Below are 16,280 nucleotides of genomic sequence, written 5' to 3'. Positions count from 1 at the left end.
ATCAAGCAGATCCTGGCGGGGATCGCGGCGATATGTGGTTATCCACTGCCGTAGGGCGCCGCCATGGGATGCCCCTTCACCTCGCTGACAGGTGGATTCGACGCCATGCAGACATTTGAGCACGACGCCCATGGTGCGGTGCAGCCTACCCCCGCGGGATTGGCTGCGCCCTTGCGCGAATTCAACTTGCTGCGCTGGTTCTCGCTGGTCAGCCTGCTGATTATCGCCTCGGTGGCTGGCGGGTTGGGTTACGTATCGACCCGTTTCGTGGTGCGCGACAGCGTCGAGCGCGATGCGGTGCTCACTGCACGCTTCATCCAGGCCATGGCCCTGGCCGAGGTGCGTCACTCGCAACTGCCGCCAGGCACTACCATGGGCGAGTTGCTTGATCCACGCTTGGACCATGGCCATCTGCAGTTCTCCGCAGCGCTCGCCCAATCGACTCGCCTGGAGTTCCTCGACCATATCGAGCACCTGCCCGACACGTTGCTGGCCAACGCCTACGCCCGTGATCGCAAGGTGATCTGGTCGACCAATCCGCACCTGATCGGCAAGCACATCGGTCGCGACAGCGACCTGGAGCACGCCTTCCGTTCGCGCAAGTCCGTGTCGGCCAGCTACCACAAAGCGCACGATGACCGGGAAGAACAGAAGTTTCAGCGCGAGCCGCGCCACCTGTTCATCGAGAACTACATTCCGTTGTTCGACAGCCAGGGCGAGCATGTGCTGGCCATGATCGAGATCTACAAGGAACCCCAGGACCTGGTGCGACGCATTCAGCGTGGCTATGTGCTGATTTGGGTTTCGACCCTGCTGGGAGGGGCGCTGGTGTATTTCGGTCTGTTCTGGATCGTGCGCCGCGCTGCCAGCTTGATGCACCATCAGCAGGAGCGGCTGATCGCCAGCGAAACCTACGTCGCCCTGGGCGAGATGTCCTCGGCGGTGGCCCACAGTTTGCGCAACCCGCTGGCCACGATCCGCTCCAGTGCCGAGCTGGCCCAGGAAATCGCCAACCCGGCTGCGCAGAAAAATATCAGCGACATCATCACCCAGGTCGACCGCATGTCACGCTGGGTACGCGACCTGTTGGTGTCGTTGCGCCCGACCAGTGATGAGCCCGAGGCCGTGGAGCTGGTGGCGGCCATCGAGGATACACGCCAGACCTTCGCCCCCCAGATCGAACGCAATGCGGTGCGCTTCGTCTTGTGCGGGGCTGCCGAGCTGCGCGTGGCCAGCCAGCCACTGCAACTCACCCAGATACTCAATAGCCTGTTCGCCAATGCTTTGGAGGCCATGCCCCAGGGCGGCGAATTGCGCGCCGAGGTGCAACGGCTGGAGGGTGGCCAGGTGATGCTGTCGATCAGTGACACCGGCAAAGGCATGAGCGAGCAGCAGCGGCGCATGGTATTCAAGCCGTTCTACACCACCAAGCAGGGCGGGCTAGGCGTTGGCCTGGCCCTGGTCAAGCGCATCATGGAACGTTTTGGCGGCTCGGTCGAACTGAGCAGCCGCGAAGAGGAAGGAACCCGTGTCAGCCTGATCTTCAATATCGCAGTGGGAGGGGACCATGGAGCACAGCATCCTGGTGGTCGAGGATGATGAAATCCTTGCCGAGAACATCAGTACCTACCTCAAGCTGAAAGGCTTCGAGGTCGCCGTGTGTCACAGTGCAGAGCTGGCCTTAGAGCACGTCGCGCGGGCCTTGCCTGACGCGGTGTTGACCGACAACTCTCTGCCGGGCATGAGCGGCCACGACTTGCTCCGCGCCCTGGTGACGCAGGCGCCGGAGCTCAAGGTGGTCATGATGACCGGCTATGGCAACGTCGAGGACGCGGTGCTGGCCATGAAAGAGGGCGCTTTCCATTACCTCACCAAACCGGTGGTGTTGGCTGAACTCAAGCTGATGCTGGACAAGGCCCTGGCCGCCGAGCGCCTGGAGCGTACCTTGTCGTTCTATCAGGAGCGCGAGGCGCAGAAGTCCGGGTTGCAAGCCTTGATCGGCGAGTCCCCGGCGATGCTTGAACTCAAGCACACCTTGCGCCAGGTGCTGGAAGCCGAGCGGCGCATGGCCAGCGGCGATCTACCCCCGGTGCTGGTGGAAGGCGAAACCGGTACCGGCAAGGAACTGGTGGCGCGAGCACTGCATTTCGACGGTAGTCGGGCCAAGGGGCCGTTCATCGAGTTCAACTGCGCCTCGATTCCGGCCAACCTGTTGGAGGCCGAGTTATTCGGGCATGAGAAGGGCGCCTTCACCGATGCCAAGGAGCGCCGGGTGGGCCTGGTGGAAGCCGCTGACGGCGGCACGCTGTTCCTCGATGAGATCGGTGAAATGGACCTGGTGCTACAGGCCAAGCTGCTGAAGCTGCTGGAGGATCGCAGTATCCGCCGGATCGGCGCGGTGAAGGAGCGCAAGGTCGACCTGCGGGTGATCAGCGCCACCAACTGCAACCTCGAACAGATGGTGCAGCAGGGCAAGTTTCGCCGCGATTTATTCTTCCGCCTGCGCATCATCGCCCTGAAGGTGCCGCGCCTGCACGCGCGGGGTCAGGATATCCTGCGCCTGGCCCGGCATTTCCTGGCCCACCATGGGCGTCGCTACGGCAAGCCGAACCTGCGCTTTTCGGCCGAAGCCGAGGCGTTGATGCTCAACTACAGCTGGCCTGGCAACGTACGCGAGTTGCGCAACATGCTGGAGCAAACCGTTTTACTGGCACCCTCGGAGGTGATCGGTGCGCACCAGTTGAACCTGTGCCTGACGTTGGTCGATGACGTACCGGCCCAGCCGGCCGCCGTGCTGGCCTTCGAGGCCCCGCGCCGCGAGGTCGACGCCAGTGCCAATTTGCCGGACATGGAACGCGACATGGTCTGCCGCACCCTCGACCGGACCGACTGGAATGTCACCAAGTCAGCCCGGTTGCTTGGACTGTCGCGGGATATGCTGCGCTACAAGATCGAAAAGCTGGGCCTCACGCGGCCCGACAAGCGGCAGTGGTGAGCGTGATCTGAAGGGCCTGACCGGCTTCACGGCTTGCCGGTACTGCCGCCGTCACGCCCCATGCCTTCCGAGCCACTGCCGCCATCCATGCCTGGGAGGTCACGGTCATCGTTGTGTTTGGCCGGTGGGCTTTCCGGGTCGTTGCCCTTGATGCGTGGGTCGGTGTCCCTGGGCACGGGTTTCTCGATGGGGTTCAGGGTGCTGTCGACCCCCGGCTGGGGCGCCGGGTTGTGCGGGTCGTCGGGGTAGGTGGTGCCGGTCCCCACGGCAAAGGCCATGGGTGAGGCGAGCAGGGCTGCAAGCAGGAAGGCACGTGTCATCGGTCAAACTCCCTTGCGCTGGAAAAGTCAAAGGCCCTGCTCGGGCAGGGCCTCTGTCTCACTTGGGCCGTGGCCCGCTCAGCAAGGTGCCATCATCCCGATCAACGGTCACACCACCATCGACAGCAGCATGATGAAAATGATGCCGACCACCGACAGGATGGTTTCCATCATGCTCCAGGTCTTGAAGGTTTCGGCCACGGTCATGTTGAAGTATTGCTTGACCAGCCAGAAACCGGCGTCATTGACGTGCGACAGGATCAGCGAGCCGGCTCCGGTGGCCAGCACGAGCAGTTCGCGGTTGACCCCAGGCACCAGGTCGATCACCGGAGCGACGATGCCGGCGCCGGTGATGGTCGCGACGGTGGCGGAGCCGGTGGCAATGCGGATCACGGCCGCTACCAGCCAGGCCAGCAGAATCGGCGAGATCTCGGCCTGAACGGCCATTTGCCCGATCACGTTGCCAACGCCCGTGTCTACCAGCATTTGCTTGAAACCTCCGCCGGCGCCGACGATCAGCACGATGGCGGCCGTGGGGGCCAGGCTCTGGTCGAGCATCTTCATGATCTGCTGGCGGCTGAAGCCACGGGCCGAACCGAAGGTGTAGAAGGCCAGCAGCAAGGCGGCGAGCAGGGCGGTGATCGGGTGGCCGATCAGGTCCATCCACTGGCGTACGATGTGCTCGGCTGGTAGCACCACGTCGGCGAAGGTCTTGAGCAGCATCAGCACCACTGGCAGCAGCACGGTAACCAGGGTGATGGTGAAGCTTGGCAGGTTCTGCTGGTTGGAGTCCCGGGCGATCTGGTCCATCAGCTCCTGGGACGGGTTGCCGGGGATGTAGCGGGAAATGAAATTACCGAACAGCGGGCCTGCGATCACTGCCGTGGGCAACGCCACCAGCAGGCCGTAGAAGATGGTCTTGCCGATATCGGCGTGGAAGATGCCGATTGCCAGCAACGGGCCCGGATGTGGCGGTACCAGGCCGTGCACCACCGAAAGCCCCGCCAGCAGCGGAATGCCGATCTTCACCAGCGAAACCCCCGAACGGCGGGCGACGATGAACACCAGCGGGATCAGCAGCACGAAGCCGATCTCGAAGAACAGCGGGATGCCCACCAGGAAGGCGGCGAACATCATTGCCCAGTGCACCTTCTGCTTGCCGAAGGCGCGAATCAGGGTCTGGGCAATCTGGTCGGCCCCCCCGGAGTCGGCCATCAGCTTGCCGAGCATGGTGCCCAGGGCCAGGACGATGCCGACAAAGCCCAGCACGCCGCCGAAGCCGTCCTGGAACGATTTCATCACCTTCGCCACCGGCATGCCGGAGGTCAGGCCAAGGAAGCCTGCCGCCAGGGTCAGGGCAACGAAGGGATGGACTTTGAAATGGGTGATCAGCAGGATCAGCCCGACGATGGTGACCAGCGCGTCGAGCAGCAGGAAGGTATCAGTAGCTAGTCCGAACATGGATCGTCAGCCTCGGTCTTGTCGTTGTTTTAGGGGCGTAGCGTGGTGCGGTAACAGGGTAAGACAGCGCTATCTTTGGTGAGCTGGAGAACTGCCCGATCAGGCCGTGCGCGCCAGGCTCCGCTCACCGTGGGGCTTTAGCCAGTTGTCCACGGCATCAGCGAGGCGCTCGATGGACTGGGTGGCATCCAAGGCCAAGGTGAGCGGCTCTCCATGTGGCGCTTCGAGCGTCGCGAACTGGCTGTCGATCAAACTTGCGGGCATGAAGTGGCCGGGGCGTGCCAGAACCCGCTTTTCAGCTTCCTCCGGCGTCAGTTCGAGAAACACGAACCTCAGGTTCGGCACTGCCTCGCGCAAGGTCTCGCGGTAGCGGCGCTTAAGTGCAGAACAGGTCAGGATAGGGCGCTCGCCAGCGGCGAGGGTGTCCTGTAGTGCCTGACCCAGGCGTATCAGCCAGCCGGCGCGGTCGTCGTCGTTCAGGGGAATGCCAGCGCTCATCTTCTGGATGTTTTCGGCTGGGTGAAAGGCATCGCCTTCGATCAGGCGGCCGCCGCTGTGCCTGGCAATGGCGTCGCCGACGCAGCTCTTGCCGCAGCCAGCAACGCCCATGACCACGATCGCGGACAGGGAAGGGTTCATCAGTACCTCCTGCTGGGTGAGATAGCGCTGTCTCGGTCAGGCCGAGATAGAGTTGCGTGCGCCACCCTCCCGGGTGTTATTGGTCTTGTCTTAGGCAGTATGGACGCGTGCTGCATGACCGTTACCAGGTTTGCATTGCCTGCGTCCTGAGACAGCGCTACCTTAGTGACCGTTCCCCATTCCTGCAAGTAGTAAAATTACAACATCCATGTCCCGTATCGGCTCGCGCACCACAGGTCGTCCCACTCTGGCAGAAGTCGCCCGACTGTCCGGGGTCTCTCCCATTACCGCCTCGCGCGCCCTGCGTGGGGTCAGCACAGTGGCGCCGACGCTTGTCGAAAAAGTCATGAGCGCCGCCGCCAGCCTGGGTTACGTGGCCAACCCGGCAGCCCGCGCGCTGGCCTCGGCGCGCAGCCAGTCGGTGGTGGTATTGATTCCGTCACTGTCCAACCAGTTGTTCATCGATACCTTGGAGGCCATTCACGAGGTCATGCGGCCGCGTGGTCTTGAAGTGCTGATTGGCAACTATCACTACGATATCGCCGAAGAAGAGAACCTGATCCGCAATTACCTGGCATACCAGCCCTGCGGTATCCTGCTCACCGGCTTCGAGCGTAGCGACGGTGCGCGCCAGTTGCTGGCGGCCAGCGGGGTGCCACGGGTGCACATGATGGAGCTGGTTGGCGAGGCCGGCGAGCTGTCGGTTGGCTTCTCCCAGCACGAAGCAGGCCGGGCGGCGGCGCGTCACCTGATTGCCCGGGGCCGACGGCGCCTGGCGTTCATCGCCGCGCAGCTCGATCCACGGGTCATGCAGCGTGCCGAGGGGTTCCGTCAAGGGTTGGTCGATGCCGGATTGCACGCGCCCGAGTTGGAAATGCTCGACCCGCAGCCGTCATCGATCGGCCTGGGCGGTGCATTGTTCAGCGGCTTGTTGGCCAAGGCACCGGATGTCGACGGCATCTTCTTCTGCAACGACGACCTGGCCCAAGGCGCGGTGCTACAAGCCCTGCGTCAAGGCATCGAGGTGCCGCGTCAGGTGGCCATGGTGGGCTTCAATGACTTGCCGGCTTCTGCGCATATGGTGCCGCCGCTGACCTCTATACGAACGCCACGGGCAGCGGTGGGGCGGGTGGCCGCCCAGGCGCTGCTGAGCCTGCTCGATGGCAAACGGGTCGCAAGCGAGCGCCAGGACCTGGGATTCGAACTGGTGGTACGCGAAAGCTCCTGAGCAGTGCCGCGCGGTAGGGTCCACGCCGCGGTGATGTCAGTTCGCTTGCACGGTGCGCACGCCGATCTATGCTCAGGAACATCCTGTGGGCAGAAGGAGGCCCGGTCATGTTCGAGTACCATCGCAAGTCCGATCTGGTCGAGATTCAGCGTTGCCACCAAGCCCTGGAAGGCATTGAGGCAAAGTTTGCCGCGATCAGCCGTTCCATGGCGATGATCGAGTTCGCGCCCGATGGCACGATCCTCGATGCGAACGAGAATTTCTGCAAGACCATGGGTTACGCCGCCGACGATATTCGCGGCAAGCATCACCGCATCTTCTGTGACCCCAGCTACGCCAAGAGCGCCGAGTACAAACAGCTGTGGCAGGAATTGGCTACAGGCAAGGCCATCAGTGGCACCTTCGAGCGCTTGGACAAGAGCGGCCGCGAGGTGTGGCTGGAGGCGAGTTACATGCCGGTGCTCGACGCGCGCCAGCAGGTGACCAGCGTGATCAAGATCGCCTCCGACATCACCCGTCACGTGATGGAAGAGCACGAAAGCGAGAGCCTGCTCAAAGCCATCGGTCGATCCATGGCGGTGGTCGAGTTCACCCCGCAGGGAAGGGTCATCAAAGCCAACCCGAATTTCCTCGACACCATGGGCTACCGCCTGGAAGAGGTGGTTGGCCGCCATCATGGGCTGTTCTGCCTGGCCCACGAGCGCGAGTCGGCGCAGTACCGCGAATTCTGGGCTTCGCTCAACCGCGGCGAATACCACTCTCACCGCTTCGAACGGGTCGACAAGCACGGTCGCACGGTTTATCTGGAGGCCTCCTATAACCCGATCTTCGACAACAAGGGTCGTTTGTACAAGGTGGTGAAGTTCGCCAGCGACATCACCCAGCAGGTCAGCACCCAGCAGACCGCCGCCGATGCTGCCCATGCCAGCTCAGTGCAGACCGACGCCTGCGCGCGCAAGGGGACTGAAGTCGTGCAACAGACCGTGGAGGTGATCGAGCAGATCTCCGCCGAACTCAACGATGCCGCGCGCAGTATCGATGCGGTGAGTCGCCAGTCGGAGGCGATTGGCCAGATCGTGCTGACCATCCGTGGGATCGCCGATCAGACCAACCTGCTGGCCCTCAATGCGGCGATCGAGGCTGCGCGCGCGGGTGAGTTCGGGCGTGGTTTCGCGGTGGTGGCCGACGAGGTGCGTAGCCTGGCGGCACGCACCAGCAAGGCGACCGTGGAAATCGTCGAAGTGGTCAAGCGCAACCATGACCTGTCGTTGACCGCCGTGGCCAGTATGCAGTCAAGCTTGAGCCGCACCGGGATCGGCGTGGAGCTGGCCAACGAGGCCGGCACGGTGATCATGGAGATCCAGCAAGGCTCGCGGCATGTGGTGGATGCGATCAGCCAGATCAATTCGACCCTGCAATTGCATTGAAGCCTTGGCGCAGTTCGCGCTCCAGGCTTTGCAGGCTGGCCAGCAGTACGGCCAGCGGCCCTTGCAAGGCCTTGCCTTGTTCGATGGCCTGTTCCATGGCCTCGCAGTCTTCGACCACGCCACTGACCCTGAGCATCTTGGCGCCGCCCTTGATCCGGTGCACAGCCATCGCCAGCGCCTCGGGTGCCGCGTGCGTACCCAATTCGCGCAGCGCTTGCAAGTCTTGGGCTGTGCTGTCGGCTAGCTGGCCGAGCAGTGTGAGGGTCAAGTGTTGATCATCCTGGGTCAGGTGGCGCAGTTTCGCCAGCTCGAAGCCGCTGGCGCGTTGATGTGGCGTGTGCTCGCCGAACGGCAGTCGATCGACATGAGCCAGGCTGGCTTGTAAAGCGGCCAACCCGAGCGGTTTGAACAGGCATTCGTCCATGCCGCTGTCCAAGCAGCGCTGGCGTTCCTCGGCTTGCGCGTTGGCGGTGATCCCGATGATTCGACAGGCAGGCTGCTGGCGTTCGCGTTCCTGCGCGCGGATCTGTCGGGTGAGTGCGTGGCCGTCCATGTGCGGCATGCTGCAATCGGTGATCAGTACATCGAACTGCCCATCCTGCCAGAGCGCCAGCGCGGCCTGTCCATGCTCGGCCAGGCTAACGTGATGGCCGAGCGAGCGCAGTTGCTTGTCCAGCAGTAGCAGGTTGGCCGGATAGTCGTCTGCCACCAGGATGCGCAACGGATGCGGCGCGGCAAGCTCGGGCTCGGCGTCGGTGCTTGCCGGCGCGCTTGGCGCATGTGCGCGCGGCAGGTTCAGGCAAACATGTGCGCCAGTGCCCTGGCCTGGCTGGCTGTGCAGGTTCAGTTCGCCGCCCATCAACTCACACAGGTTGCGGCTGATCACCAAGCCCAACCCGGCGCCTTGGCGCCCCTTCTGCACGTCGGTCTGGGCGAAGGCGCGGAACAGCCGAGCCTGGTCGGTGGCACTGATACCGACGCCGCTGTCCTCGACCGACAGCCGGACCGCAAGGCTGTCTTCGGCGCCGGGCAGGGTCTGTAGTCTGACCTTGACCTGTCCGGTGTCGGTGAACTTGATCGCATTGCTCAGCAGGTTGGCCAGCACCTGCTTGAGCCGTAGCGGATCGGCTTCGACCCAGCAGGGGGACTCTGGCAGCGTAGCTTGGAGGGCGATGCCCTTGGCCCGTGCGTTGCCTTCGAACATGCGCAGGGTCGCGCGGACCAGAGTTACCAAATCCAGGGGCGCAGGTTGCAGGCTCATGTGCCCCGACTCGATCCGCGAGATGTCGAGCACATCGCCGATCAGTTCAAGCAAGCCGACCGCCGAGCTGTGCGCGGTCTGTAGTGCCAGGGTATCGCTGCGGCCATGCCGGCTGTCTTGCAGGGCCAGTTCCAGCAAGCCGATGACTGCGTTCATCGGGGTGCGTATTTCGTGGCTCATGACCGCCAGGAAGGTGCTTTTGGCTTGGCTAGCCTGCCCAGCATCGTTTTTCGCCTGGCTCAGTTGTTCAAGCAAGGCCCGGCTCAGCCCCAACTGTTCCTGCAGGGCGCGTTGGGCCTTGGTGCGCTGGTGAATCAACTTGCGCAGGTAATTGTTCCAGAACGCCACGCCTGCCAGCAGCCCGCCGGCCAGTACCAGTATCTGCAGGGCCAGGGTGCGGTAGTTGCGCCACGGGCTGTCGCTGGCCACGGCGCTGCTGGGCCAGCGCTTGACCAACTGGTCCAGCTCGTCCGGCGCTAGGCTCAACAGCGTCTTGTCCAGGATGGCCTGTAGCTGCGGGTGGGCAGGGTTGACGGCGAACGTGCCGGGGATGGGCTCGTCGCCGAACTGGCCGGCGATCCTGAGGCGGCCCTTGCCCATTTGATTGATGAAATAGGCCGCGTTGACCTGTGGGCTCAAGGCCACATCCGCTCTGCCTTCCTGCACCAACTGCAACAGTTGCAGTGGATTCTGCGCTTCGATCACGCGTGCGCGTGGCGCGCTTTGATGCAGGTCGCTGAGCAGGGGCGAGCCTTGCAGCACGGCGACACGCTGATCGTCGAGCGGGCGTTCAGGATCCAGGGGCGGTGCGTCGTTACGGGTCACCAGGACCCGAGGCGTGACCATGAACGGGCGTGTATAGCGCAGGCGTGTGGTTTGCTGCGGGTCATAGCCGATTGCCCCGAGCATGTCGACGTTACCCAGGGTCACGGCTTTGAGCATGTCGGCGAAGGAGTCCGACTCGACCATGTCGAAATGCAGGCCGGTGCGCCGACTGATTTGTTCGAGCACATCGATGGCCAGCCCGCGCGGTTGTCTTTGCGCATCGCTGAAGGTGACGGGTGCGAGGCTGGTGTTGATCATCACGCGGATGCGAGGGTGATGTTCGATCCACGCCCGCTCCTCGGCGGTGAGTGCGTCCAGGTTGCGCTTGAGTAGCGTGGTCGTGCTGCCTCGTGTCCAGCGACGCAGGATGTTCAGGCGTTCGCTGTCAGCGATCCGCAACAGGGCGGTATCGACCAGACGCAGCAGGCGCGTGTTGTCGCGATCCAGGGCGAACGCGAAAGCCCCGGCCGGAGCCATGACGAAGTGATCGATCCTGACCATTTCCTGATACCCCTTGCCGATCACGTAGTCGGTACTGATTGCATCGCCCAGGTAGGCATCGGCCTGGCCCAGCGCGACCGCCGCGACGGCCGATAGGGTCGAGCGATACAGGCTGAGGCGGGCGTCAGGGTAGAGCTGCTGTGCGGTTTCCAGGGGCAGGTAGTGATCGACCATGGCCAGGCGTACCCCGGACATGGCGCCGGGTTCGCGTAGCGACTGGCCCTGACGTGCAACGATCACTGGCAGGTCGTCGGCATAGGGCTGGCTCAGAGTCAGCTCCGCATCGGCAGCCTCGAACGCGTTCGAGGTGCCCAGCAGGTCGATCTCGCCGCGGTGCAACGCCGCGATGGCCAGGGCGCGGGTCGGGTAGCGCTTGATCTGGAACGAGACCCCGAGCTGCTCGCCGATCAGCCCGGCGTAGTCGGCGCTCAGCCCTTCGTAGTCCGCCTGGCTGGCGTTGATGTCGAAGGGCGGGTAATCAGGATGCGAGATGCCAAGGCGCAAATCGCCGTGGGTGGTCAGCCATGCCCGGTCAGGCAAGGTTAGATTCAGAGTGGACGCCGCGCTGTGCGAGCGTGCCAGCAAGTGGCGGCTTTCACTCGCAGTTTCGGCGTGCGCCCAAGGTATCAGCGCGACCAGCAGCAGGCAAAGCGCAGGCCCTTTGTACACTGGATCAGACCACTTTGTTGCGTTTGGCCAGATCGACCATCTCCACCAGCGACTCGGCCTTGAGCTTTTCCAGGATACGCCCACGGTAGGTGCTGATGGTCTTGGCACTGAGGTTCATCTGCTCGCCGATCAGCTTGTTGCATTGGCCGGCGCACAGCCTGCGCAACACCTCCATCTCGCGGTTTGACAGGCATTTGAGGCGTTCGCTTTCGCTTTCCAGGGAGTTACTGTTGACCGCCATTTGGGGAAAGGTCGAGTAGCCCTTGACCAGGGCCTTGAGGGCGAACACCAAAGCATCGAGGTCCTCGTCCTTGTTGACGAAGGCGCTGATGCCGGCATCCATGCAGCGGCGCACGTACAGGTCGGCAGGTTGGCCGGTCAAGGCCATGATCTTCGGGGGCGGCTCCAGCAGCTTGAGGCGCTTGATCACCTCCATGCCGTCAAGGTCCGGCAAGCCGATGTCGAGAATGACAACCTCGGCCCGGGTTTGCATCGCGAGGCTGGCTGCCTCCTTGCCTTTGCCGGTCTCGCCGACCACGGTGAACCGCTCACGCTCCAACAGCATGCGCACGGCAAGACGAACGATGTGATGGTCATCGACCAGCAGCACGGATGTCATGGTTAAACTCCTGTTCAAAAGTGCTCGCTTCCAGCCAACCAGCAGGCTCGGCCTGGGGCTGCAGAGCTGGGGGGAGCGCACATTACGGAGATTCAGGAGCCTTGGTAATAGGACAGTATAGGCGTGTTGAAAATACAACAGGGTTTTGTTGAAAAGGACTACAAGATGGCGTAGGACCGCCCTCGTGCTTCGAGACTCAAACGCAGGTGCTATGGGCCTTCACGACCCGTTGAGTGGAAGCAGGGTTATTCTGCAAGGCCTGGCCAACACGGGTCGGGCGGGGGCTCAGTTGGCCGGCGCAATTGGGGCAGCGGCCCTGAAGGCGCTCGACGGAGCAGTCTTGGCAGAACGTGCATTCGAACGAGCAGATGACTGCATCCGGGCTATCGGCCGGCAGGTCACGGTCACAACATTCACAGTTGGGGCGCAGTTCGAGCATGGTCATGGCCTCTGTCGGTAGGGGAGCACCAGTGTGCTACGTCGTAGCGTGATCGAGCAATCAGCTCAAGTGCCCGGGCGGTAAAGGTGGGCATGGCTGGCGCGGTACAGCGCCGAGTCGGCGAACGGCGCATCGCCCAGCACATGCCCGACCAGAATCAGCGCGGTACGCCGGAAGCCTTTGCGTGCGACGTGCTCGACGATATCTGCCAGGGTGCCTCTGGCCCAGTCCTGGTCGGGCCAGGTGGCGCGGTGCACCACGGCTATCGGACACTGCGCGCCGTAGTGCGGCAGCAGTTCCTCGACGATGCGCGCCAAGTTGCGAATGCCCAGGTGGATGGCCAGCGTGCTGCGGTGCCGGGCCAGGTCGGCAAGCTGTTCGCCGGCTGGCATCGGCGAGCTGTCGCCGTAGCGGGTGAGGATCACGGTCTGTGCTACATCCGGTAGCGTTAGTTCGCAGCCGAGCAGGGCTGCACTGGCCGCGGTGGCGGTGACTCCGGGGATGATCTGGTAGTCGATGCCCAGTTCGCGCAGGTGGCGAATCTGCTCGCCAATGGCACCGTACAAACTCGGATCGCCACTGTGCACCCGGGCCACGTCCTGGCCGTTGGCGTGGGCTTGGCGCATGGTCTCGATGATCTGCTCCAAGTGGAGTTCGGCGCTGTTGATCACATGGCTGGCGCTGTGGCCTTCGAGTACCGCCGGAGGGACCAGGGAGCCTGCATAGATGATCACCGGGCATTGGCGGATCAGGCGTTGGCCTTTGACCGTGATCAATTCCGGGTCGCCGGGGCCTGCGCCGATGAAGTAGACCGTCATGAAGGATCCTTGCAAAAAGTACGGATTATCCGCCGCAGGCCAGCGCTAGGGTTGCGCCACCCAAGACTTGGCGGGGCACATGTAGGCGTGGCTGTTGGGTCTGGCTGGCGGCCAAACACAATGCTGCGCTCTCGGCCACGCCCCAGCAACCGGTTTGGGCGAAGGCGGCGGCCGAACGCTGGCTGAGCAGTGGCTCGAAGGTCAGCAGGTGTCCTGCGTCGAAGCAGACAAGTGGCAGGTCCAGGTGCTCGGCCAAGGCTAGCAGCCCTGGCTCGCGGGCTTTGGCGTGGATGCTGGCGATACCGCGCAAGGCGCTGACGGGCAGGCCATGCCCGGCGAGGGTCCGGCGCAGCAGGGCGGCCAGGGTCTCTACCGGGCAGCCGCGACGGCAGCCAAAGCCCGCGAACAGCGCAGGCGGTTGTGTACAGGCCGCCATCAGGCTTGGCTGGAGCGGCGATACAGCCAGGCGCTGAGCAGGCCAAGGGCCAGCCAGAACGCGGCGTTGGTTAGCCAGGAAGCGACCTTGAACTGCGTTTCGAGCGCTTCGGGCGCCAGGCTTTCGTGCACGGGCGGCTGCGGTGCGCCGATCACGTGCGGGATCGCCAGCAGCGCCACGCCAAGCACCTTGAACAGCCAATGCCGGGCGAACACCAGCAGTGCCAGGCCTGCGGCCGTAGCGGCCGCAGTGCCGATCCACCAACTTTGGCGCAGCCCCAGATCGGCGGCGGCAGTGCCTGGCAGTTCCGGCGGCAGGCCCAGGGTCGGTGCCAGACAGAACACTGCAAAGCCGGCCAGGCCCCACCAAGCGCCCGTGCTGGTCCGGCCGGGGGCGCGCAAGCTATACAGGGCCACTAGGATCAGCGCGAACCCCACGGCAACCACCAGATTGCCACCGGTGGTGGACAGCACCCGTTGCCAGCCGTCTTCCGGCGCCCAGGCTTCGGCGCTGTGTTCATGTTCGTGGGTCGCAGTGGCATTGCCGTGTTCGTGGTGTTCGGTGACTGGTGCGGCGCTTTCGTAGGTTTCTGCCTGCAGAATCAGCGGGGCCACCCAGAAGCTCTGCAGCAACGTCAACAGCAGGGCGGCGAGCAGCCCGCTGAAACCCGCCGTGCGGGCAATGCGCATGATCATGCTGGGCTACTCAGTGGCAGGGGAATGCGGCGCTGTGGCGGGTGTCGTGAGCAGCGTTGTGTACCGCCTCGATGTGCGAGAAACCGGCGAAATATACCAGGCTCAGGCCCAGCAGGCAGGCGCCCACCGCGATGACCAGACGCTGGCTGAGGGTAACCGGGGTGGCGATGCTGTGTTTGGCACTGCTGATAGGCATGACGCGTTCCTCTGCTGCTTTTGTTTTGGCAACGGGCAAGCGCGGCGGCCCCGGGCGCGAAATGGCCCAGGGAGTACGACAGCGCCCGCCCACCGCGGGGTGTTGGTAGCACGCAAGGCCGGTCTCCGGGCTGGCGAGGTGGAGCCTGGCTCCAGCGTTGGCGTCACCTTCCCATGCCGGACTACTGGCACAGTGGATCAGACGCCTTGCTCGCTTACCGTTGCGGGGGCAGCACCGGCCTTGTCGGGCCTTTTCGATAGACGCACGACGCACCGGTTTCCCGTTTCACCCCCAAAGGGGCACCTTGACGCAAGGGCGCTAGCAAATCACGCGGCCGGACGTGCGTCAATCGTGTCGGGCGGTTGACCGTCGTGCGAGCACTGCGTAGCCTTGCCGGTTCGAGGTTCTCCGGCGCGCGCCGGAGCTAAGACGGGAACGCGGTAGAAGCCGCGGCTGCCCCCGCAACTGTAGGCACTCAAAGGTCTGGCACAGCCACTGCGCAGCGCGCGGGAAGGCGCCAGCCGGTCGGCTTTGGCCGGCACCGTGCAAGCCAGGAGACCTGCCTCGCGACGTTTTCGACATTCAACCGGGCGGGGTGATCCGGTGGCGAACGCGCCCGGCCGGCAACGCCCGTGGCTGTCGTACCGCTTGCCCGCGCCATAGCTGCCAAGGGCACTGCGACATGAAAACACTGGCCAAGCTTCCCGTCACCATCGTCACCGGCTTTCTCGGCTCGGGTAAAACCACGCTGCTGCGCCACATGCTCGACAACGCCCAGGGCCGCCGCATCGCGGTGATCGTCAATGAGTTCGGCGAGCTGGGCATCGACGGCGAAATCCTCAAGCAATGCAGCATCGGCTGCAGCGAAGAAGAAGCCAACGGCCGGGTTTACGAGCTGGCCAACGGCTGCCTGTGCTGCACCGTGCAGGAAGAGTTCTTCCCGGTGATGCGCGAACTGGTGGCACGCCGCGGCGACCTGGATCACATCCTCATCGAAACCAGCGGCCTGGCACTGCCCAAACCGCTGGTGCAGGCCTTCCAGTGGCCTGAAATCCGTAACGCCTGCACCGTCGATGCGGTGATCACCGTGGTCGACAGCCCAGCCGTGGCTGCCGGCACCTTCGCCGCCTACCCCGAGCAGGTGGATGCCCAGCGCAAGCTCGACCCCAACCTGGACCACGAATCGCCCCTGCATGAACTGTTCGCCGACCAACTGGCCAGCGCCGACCTGGTAGTGCTGAACAAAGCCGACCTGATCGACGCCGAGGGCTTGGCCAAGGTGCGTGCCGAGGTGGCCGAAGAGCTGCCGCCAGCGGTCAAGGTGATCGAAGCCAGCAGCGGTCGTCTGCCGCTGGACGTGCTGCTGGGCGTGGGCGCGCAGTCCGAGGCGCACATCGATGGTCGTCGCACCCACCACGACTCGCACCATGACGGCGATGAGCACGACGACCACGACCATGACGCCTTCGATTCCATTTCCATCGACCTGCCCGAGGCCGACGAAGGCCTGCTGCTCGAGGCCCTGAACCAATTGGTCACCGAGTTCGGCATCCTGCGCGCCAAGGGCTTCGCCGCCATCCCCGGCAAGCCGATGCGTCTGCTGATCCAGGGCGTGGGTACGCGTTTCGACAAGCACTTCGACCGCGCCTGGCGTCAGGATGAGCCGCGCATCACCCGTCTGGTACTGATTGGCCAGGATCTGGACGCCAATCAGCTGGAGGCGCGCTTGCGCCAGGCCCTGGGCGCCTGAC

Annotated in this window: 15 protein-coding genes, 1 pseudogene and 2 riboswitches; of the genes and pseudogenes, 6 read left to right on the top strand and 10 right to left on the bottom strand. The window is 63.9% G+C overall.

Translation table 11 applies throughout. The features are described from left to right. Positions 1-105: 105 nt before the first annotated feature. Together ACNFIC_RS22050 and ACNFIC_RS22045 are read left to right on the top strand one after the other, a co-directional pair. Positions 106-1,599, top strand: a complete 1,494-nt coding sequence (locus ACNFIC_RS22050) for a sensor histidine kinase (RefSeq protein WP_138217944.1) — start codon at positions 106-108, stop codon at positions 1,597-1,599. Further along, the gene (locus ACNFIC_RS22045) at positions 1,568-2,995 is read left to right on the top strand and encodes a sigma-54-dependent transcriptional regulator (RefSeq protein WP_416781999.1); all 1,428 of its coding nucleotides are present in this window, start codon (positions 1,568-1,570) and stop codon (positions 2,993-2,995) included. Before ACNFIC_RS22050 ends, ACNFIC_RS22045 begins: the two co-directional genes overlap by 32 nt. 26 nt (positions 2,996-3,021) lie before the next feature. On the opposite strand, the gene ACNFIC_RS22040 is transcribed toward ACNFIC_RS22045, so the two are convergent. From ACNFIC_RS22040 to ACNFIC_RS22030, 3 genes are all read right to left on the bottom strand, one after another. Next, complete coding sequence (locus tag ACNFIC_RS22040; protein WP_138217942.1) at positions 3,022-3,315, bottom strand: hypothetical protein; 294 nt, start codon at positions 3,313-3,315, stop codon at positions 3,022-3,024. Between the two features lie 108 nt (positions 3,316-3,423). Further along, on the bottom strand, positions 3,424-4,776 hold the full coding sequence (locus ACNFIC_RS22035) for a GntP family permease (protein WP_138217941.1): 1,353 nt from the start codon (positions 4,774-4,776) through the stop codon (positions 3,424-3,426). A gap of 99 nt (positions 4,777-4,875) precedes the next feature. Next, on the bottom strand, positions 4,876-5,415 hold the full coding sequence (locus ACNFIC_RS22030; RefSeq protein ID WP_416781998.1) for a gluconokinase: 540 nt from the start codon (positions 5,413-5,415) through the stop codon (positions 4,876-4,878). Positions 5,416-5,623: 208 nt separating this feature from the next. Here ACNFIC_RS22030 and ACNFIC_RS22025 point away from each other — a divergent pair, with 208 nt between their 5' ends. The 3 genes and pseudogenes from ACNFIC_RS22025 to ACNFIC_RS22015 all read left to right on the top strand — a co-directional run bounded on the left by ACNFIC_RS22025 (position 5,624) and on the right by ACNFIC_RS22015 (position 8,070). Continuing rightward, on the top strand, positions 5,624-6,643 hold the full coding sequence (locus ACNFIC_RS22025) for a LacI family DNA-binding transcriptional regulator (RefSeq protein ID WP_138217939.1): 1,020 nt from the start codon (positions 5,624-5,626) through the stop codon (positions 6,641-6,643). Positions 6,644-6,711: 68 nt separating this feature from the next. Continuing rightward, positions 6,712-7,533, top strand: a pseudogene (locus ACNFIC_RS22020) (PAS domain-containing protein); the annotation flags it as partial. Between the two features lie 42 nt (positions 7,534-7,575). Next, entirely contained in the window at positions 7,576-8,070 is a 495-nt protein-coding gene (locus tag ACNFIC_RS22015; RefSeq protein WP_416782023.1) for a methyl-accepting chemotaxis protein, read from the top strand. Here the strand turns inward: ACNFIC_RS22015 and ACNFIC_RS22010 are convergent. The 7 genes from ACNFIC_RS22010 to ACNFIC_RS21980 form a co-directional block, all read right to left on the bottom strand. Next, positions 8,045-11,326, bottom strand: a complete 3,282-nt coding sequence (locus ACNFIC_RS22010) for a transporter substrate-binding domain-containing protein (protein ID WP_416781996.1) — start codon at positions 11,324-11,326, stop codon at positions 8,045-8,047. The genes ACNFIC_RS22015 and ACNFIC_RS22010 overlap by 26 nt on opposite strands. Positions 11,327-11,330: 4 nt before the next feature. Beyond that, positions 11,331-11,945: a response regulator transcription factor gene (locus tag ACNFIC_RS22005; protein WP_138217936.1), complete on the bottom strand. Its 615-nt coding sequence runs from the start codon at positions 11,943-11,945 to the stop codon at positions 11,331-11,333. Positions 11,946-12,141: 196 nt separating this feature from the next. Next, the gene (locus ACNFIC_RS22000; RefSeq protein ID WP_138218172.1) at positions 12,142-12,384 is read right to left on the bottom strand and encodes a DUF1272 domain-containing protein; all 243 of its coding nucleotides are present in this window, start codon (positions 12,382-12,384) and stop codon (positions 12,142-12,144) included. 65 nt (positions 12,385-12,449) lie between these two features. Then, a complete protein-coding gene (cobM, locus tag ACNFIC_RS21995) occupies positions 12,450-13,202 on the bottom strand; it encodes a precorrin-4 C(11)-methyltransferase (RefSeq protein ID WP_416781994.1) in 753 nt (250 codons plus the stop codon). 25 nt (positions 13,203-13,227) lie between these two features. Further along, positions 13,228-13,638, bottom strand: a complete 411-nt coding sequence (locus ACNFIC_RS21990) for a cobalamin biosynthesis protein (protein ID WP_138217934.1) — start codon at positions 13,636-13,638, stop codon at positions 13,228-13,230. Then, entirely contained in the window at positions 13,638-14,333 is a 696-nt protein-coding gene (locus tag ACNFIC_RS21985; protein WP_138217933.1) for a CbtA family protein, read from the bottom strand. Before ACNFIC_RS21985 ends, ACNFIC_RS21990 begins: the two co-directional genes overlap by 1 nt. 10 nt (positions 14,334-14,343) lie before the next feature. Then, positions 14,344-14,529 carry a CbtB domain-containing protein gene (locus tag ACNFIC_RS21980; protein WP_138217932.1) on the bottom strand — a complete coding sequence of 62 codons (186 nt, stop codon included), beginning with the start codon at positions 14,527-14,529 and terminating at the stop codon, positions 14,344-14,346. A gap of 98 nt (positions 14,530-14,627) precedes the next feature. Then, a riboswitch (cobalamin riboswitch) is annotated at positions 14,628-14,851 on the bottom strand. A gap of 62 nt (positions 14,852-14,913) precedes the next feature. Beyond that, positions 14,914-15,111: riboswitch (cobalamin riboswitch) on the top strand. 100 nt (positions 15,112-15,211) lie between these two features. Between ACNFIC_RS21980 and cobW the strand changes: the two genes are divergently transcribed. Beyond that, complete coding sequence (cobW, locus tag ACNFIC_RS21975; protein WP_416781992.1) at positions 15,212-16,279, top strand: cobalamin biosynthesis protein CobW; 1,068 nt, start codon at positions 15,212-15,214, stop codon at positions 16,277-16,279. Position 16,280 lies beyond the last annotated feature (1 nt).

The organism is Pseudomonas sp. NY15463, assembly GCF_048068415.1.
GTDB lineage: Bacteria > Pseudomonadota > Gammaproteobacteria > Pseudomonadales > Pseudomonadaceae > Aquipseudomonas > Aquipseudomonas mosselii_C.
Note: the sequence above shows the minus strand (reverse complement) of the source record. Positions and strands in the feature narration are given on the sequence as shown.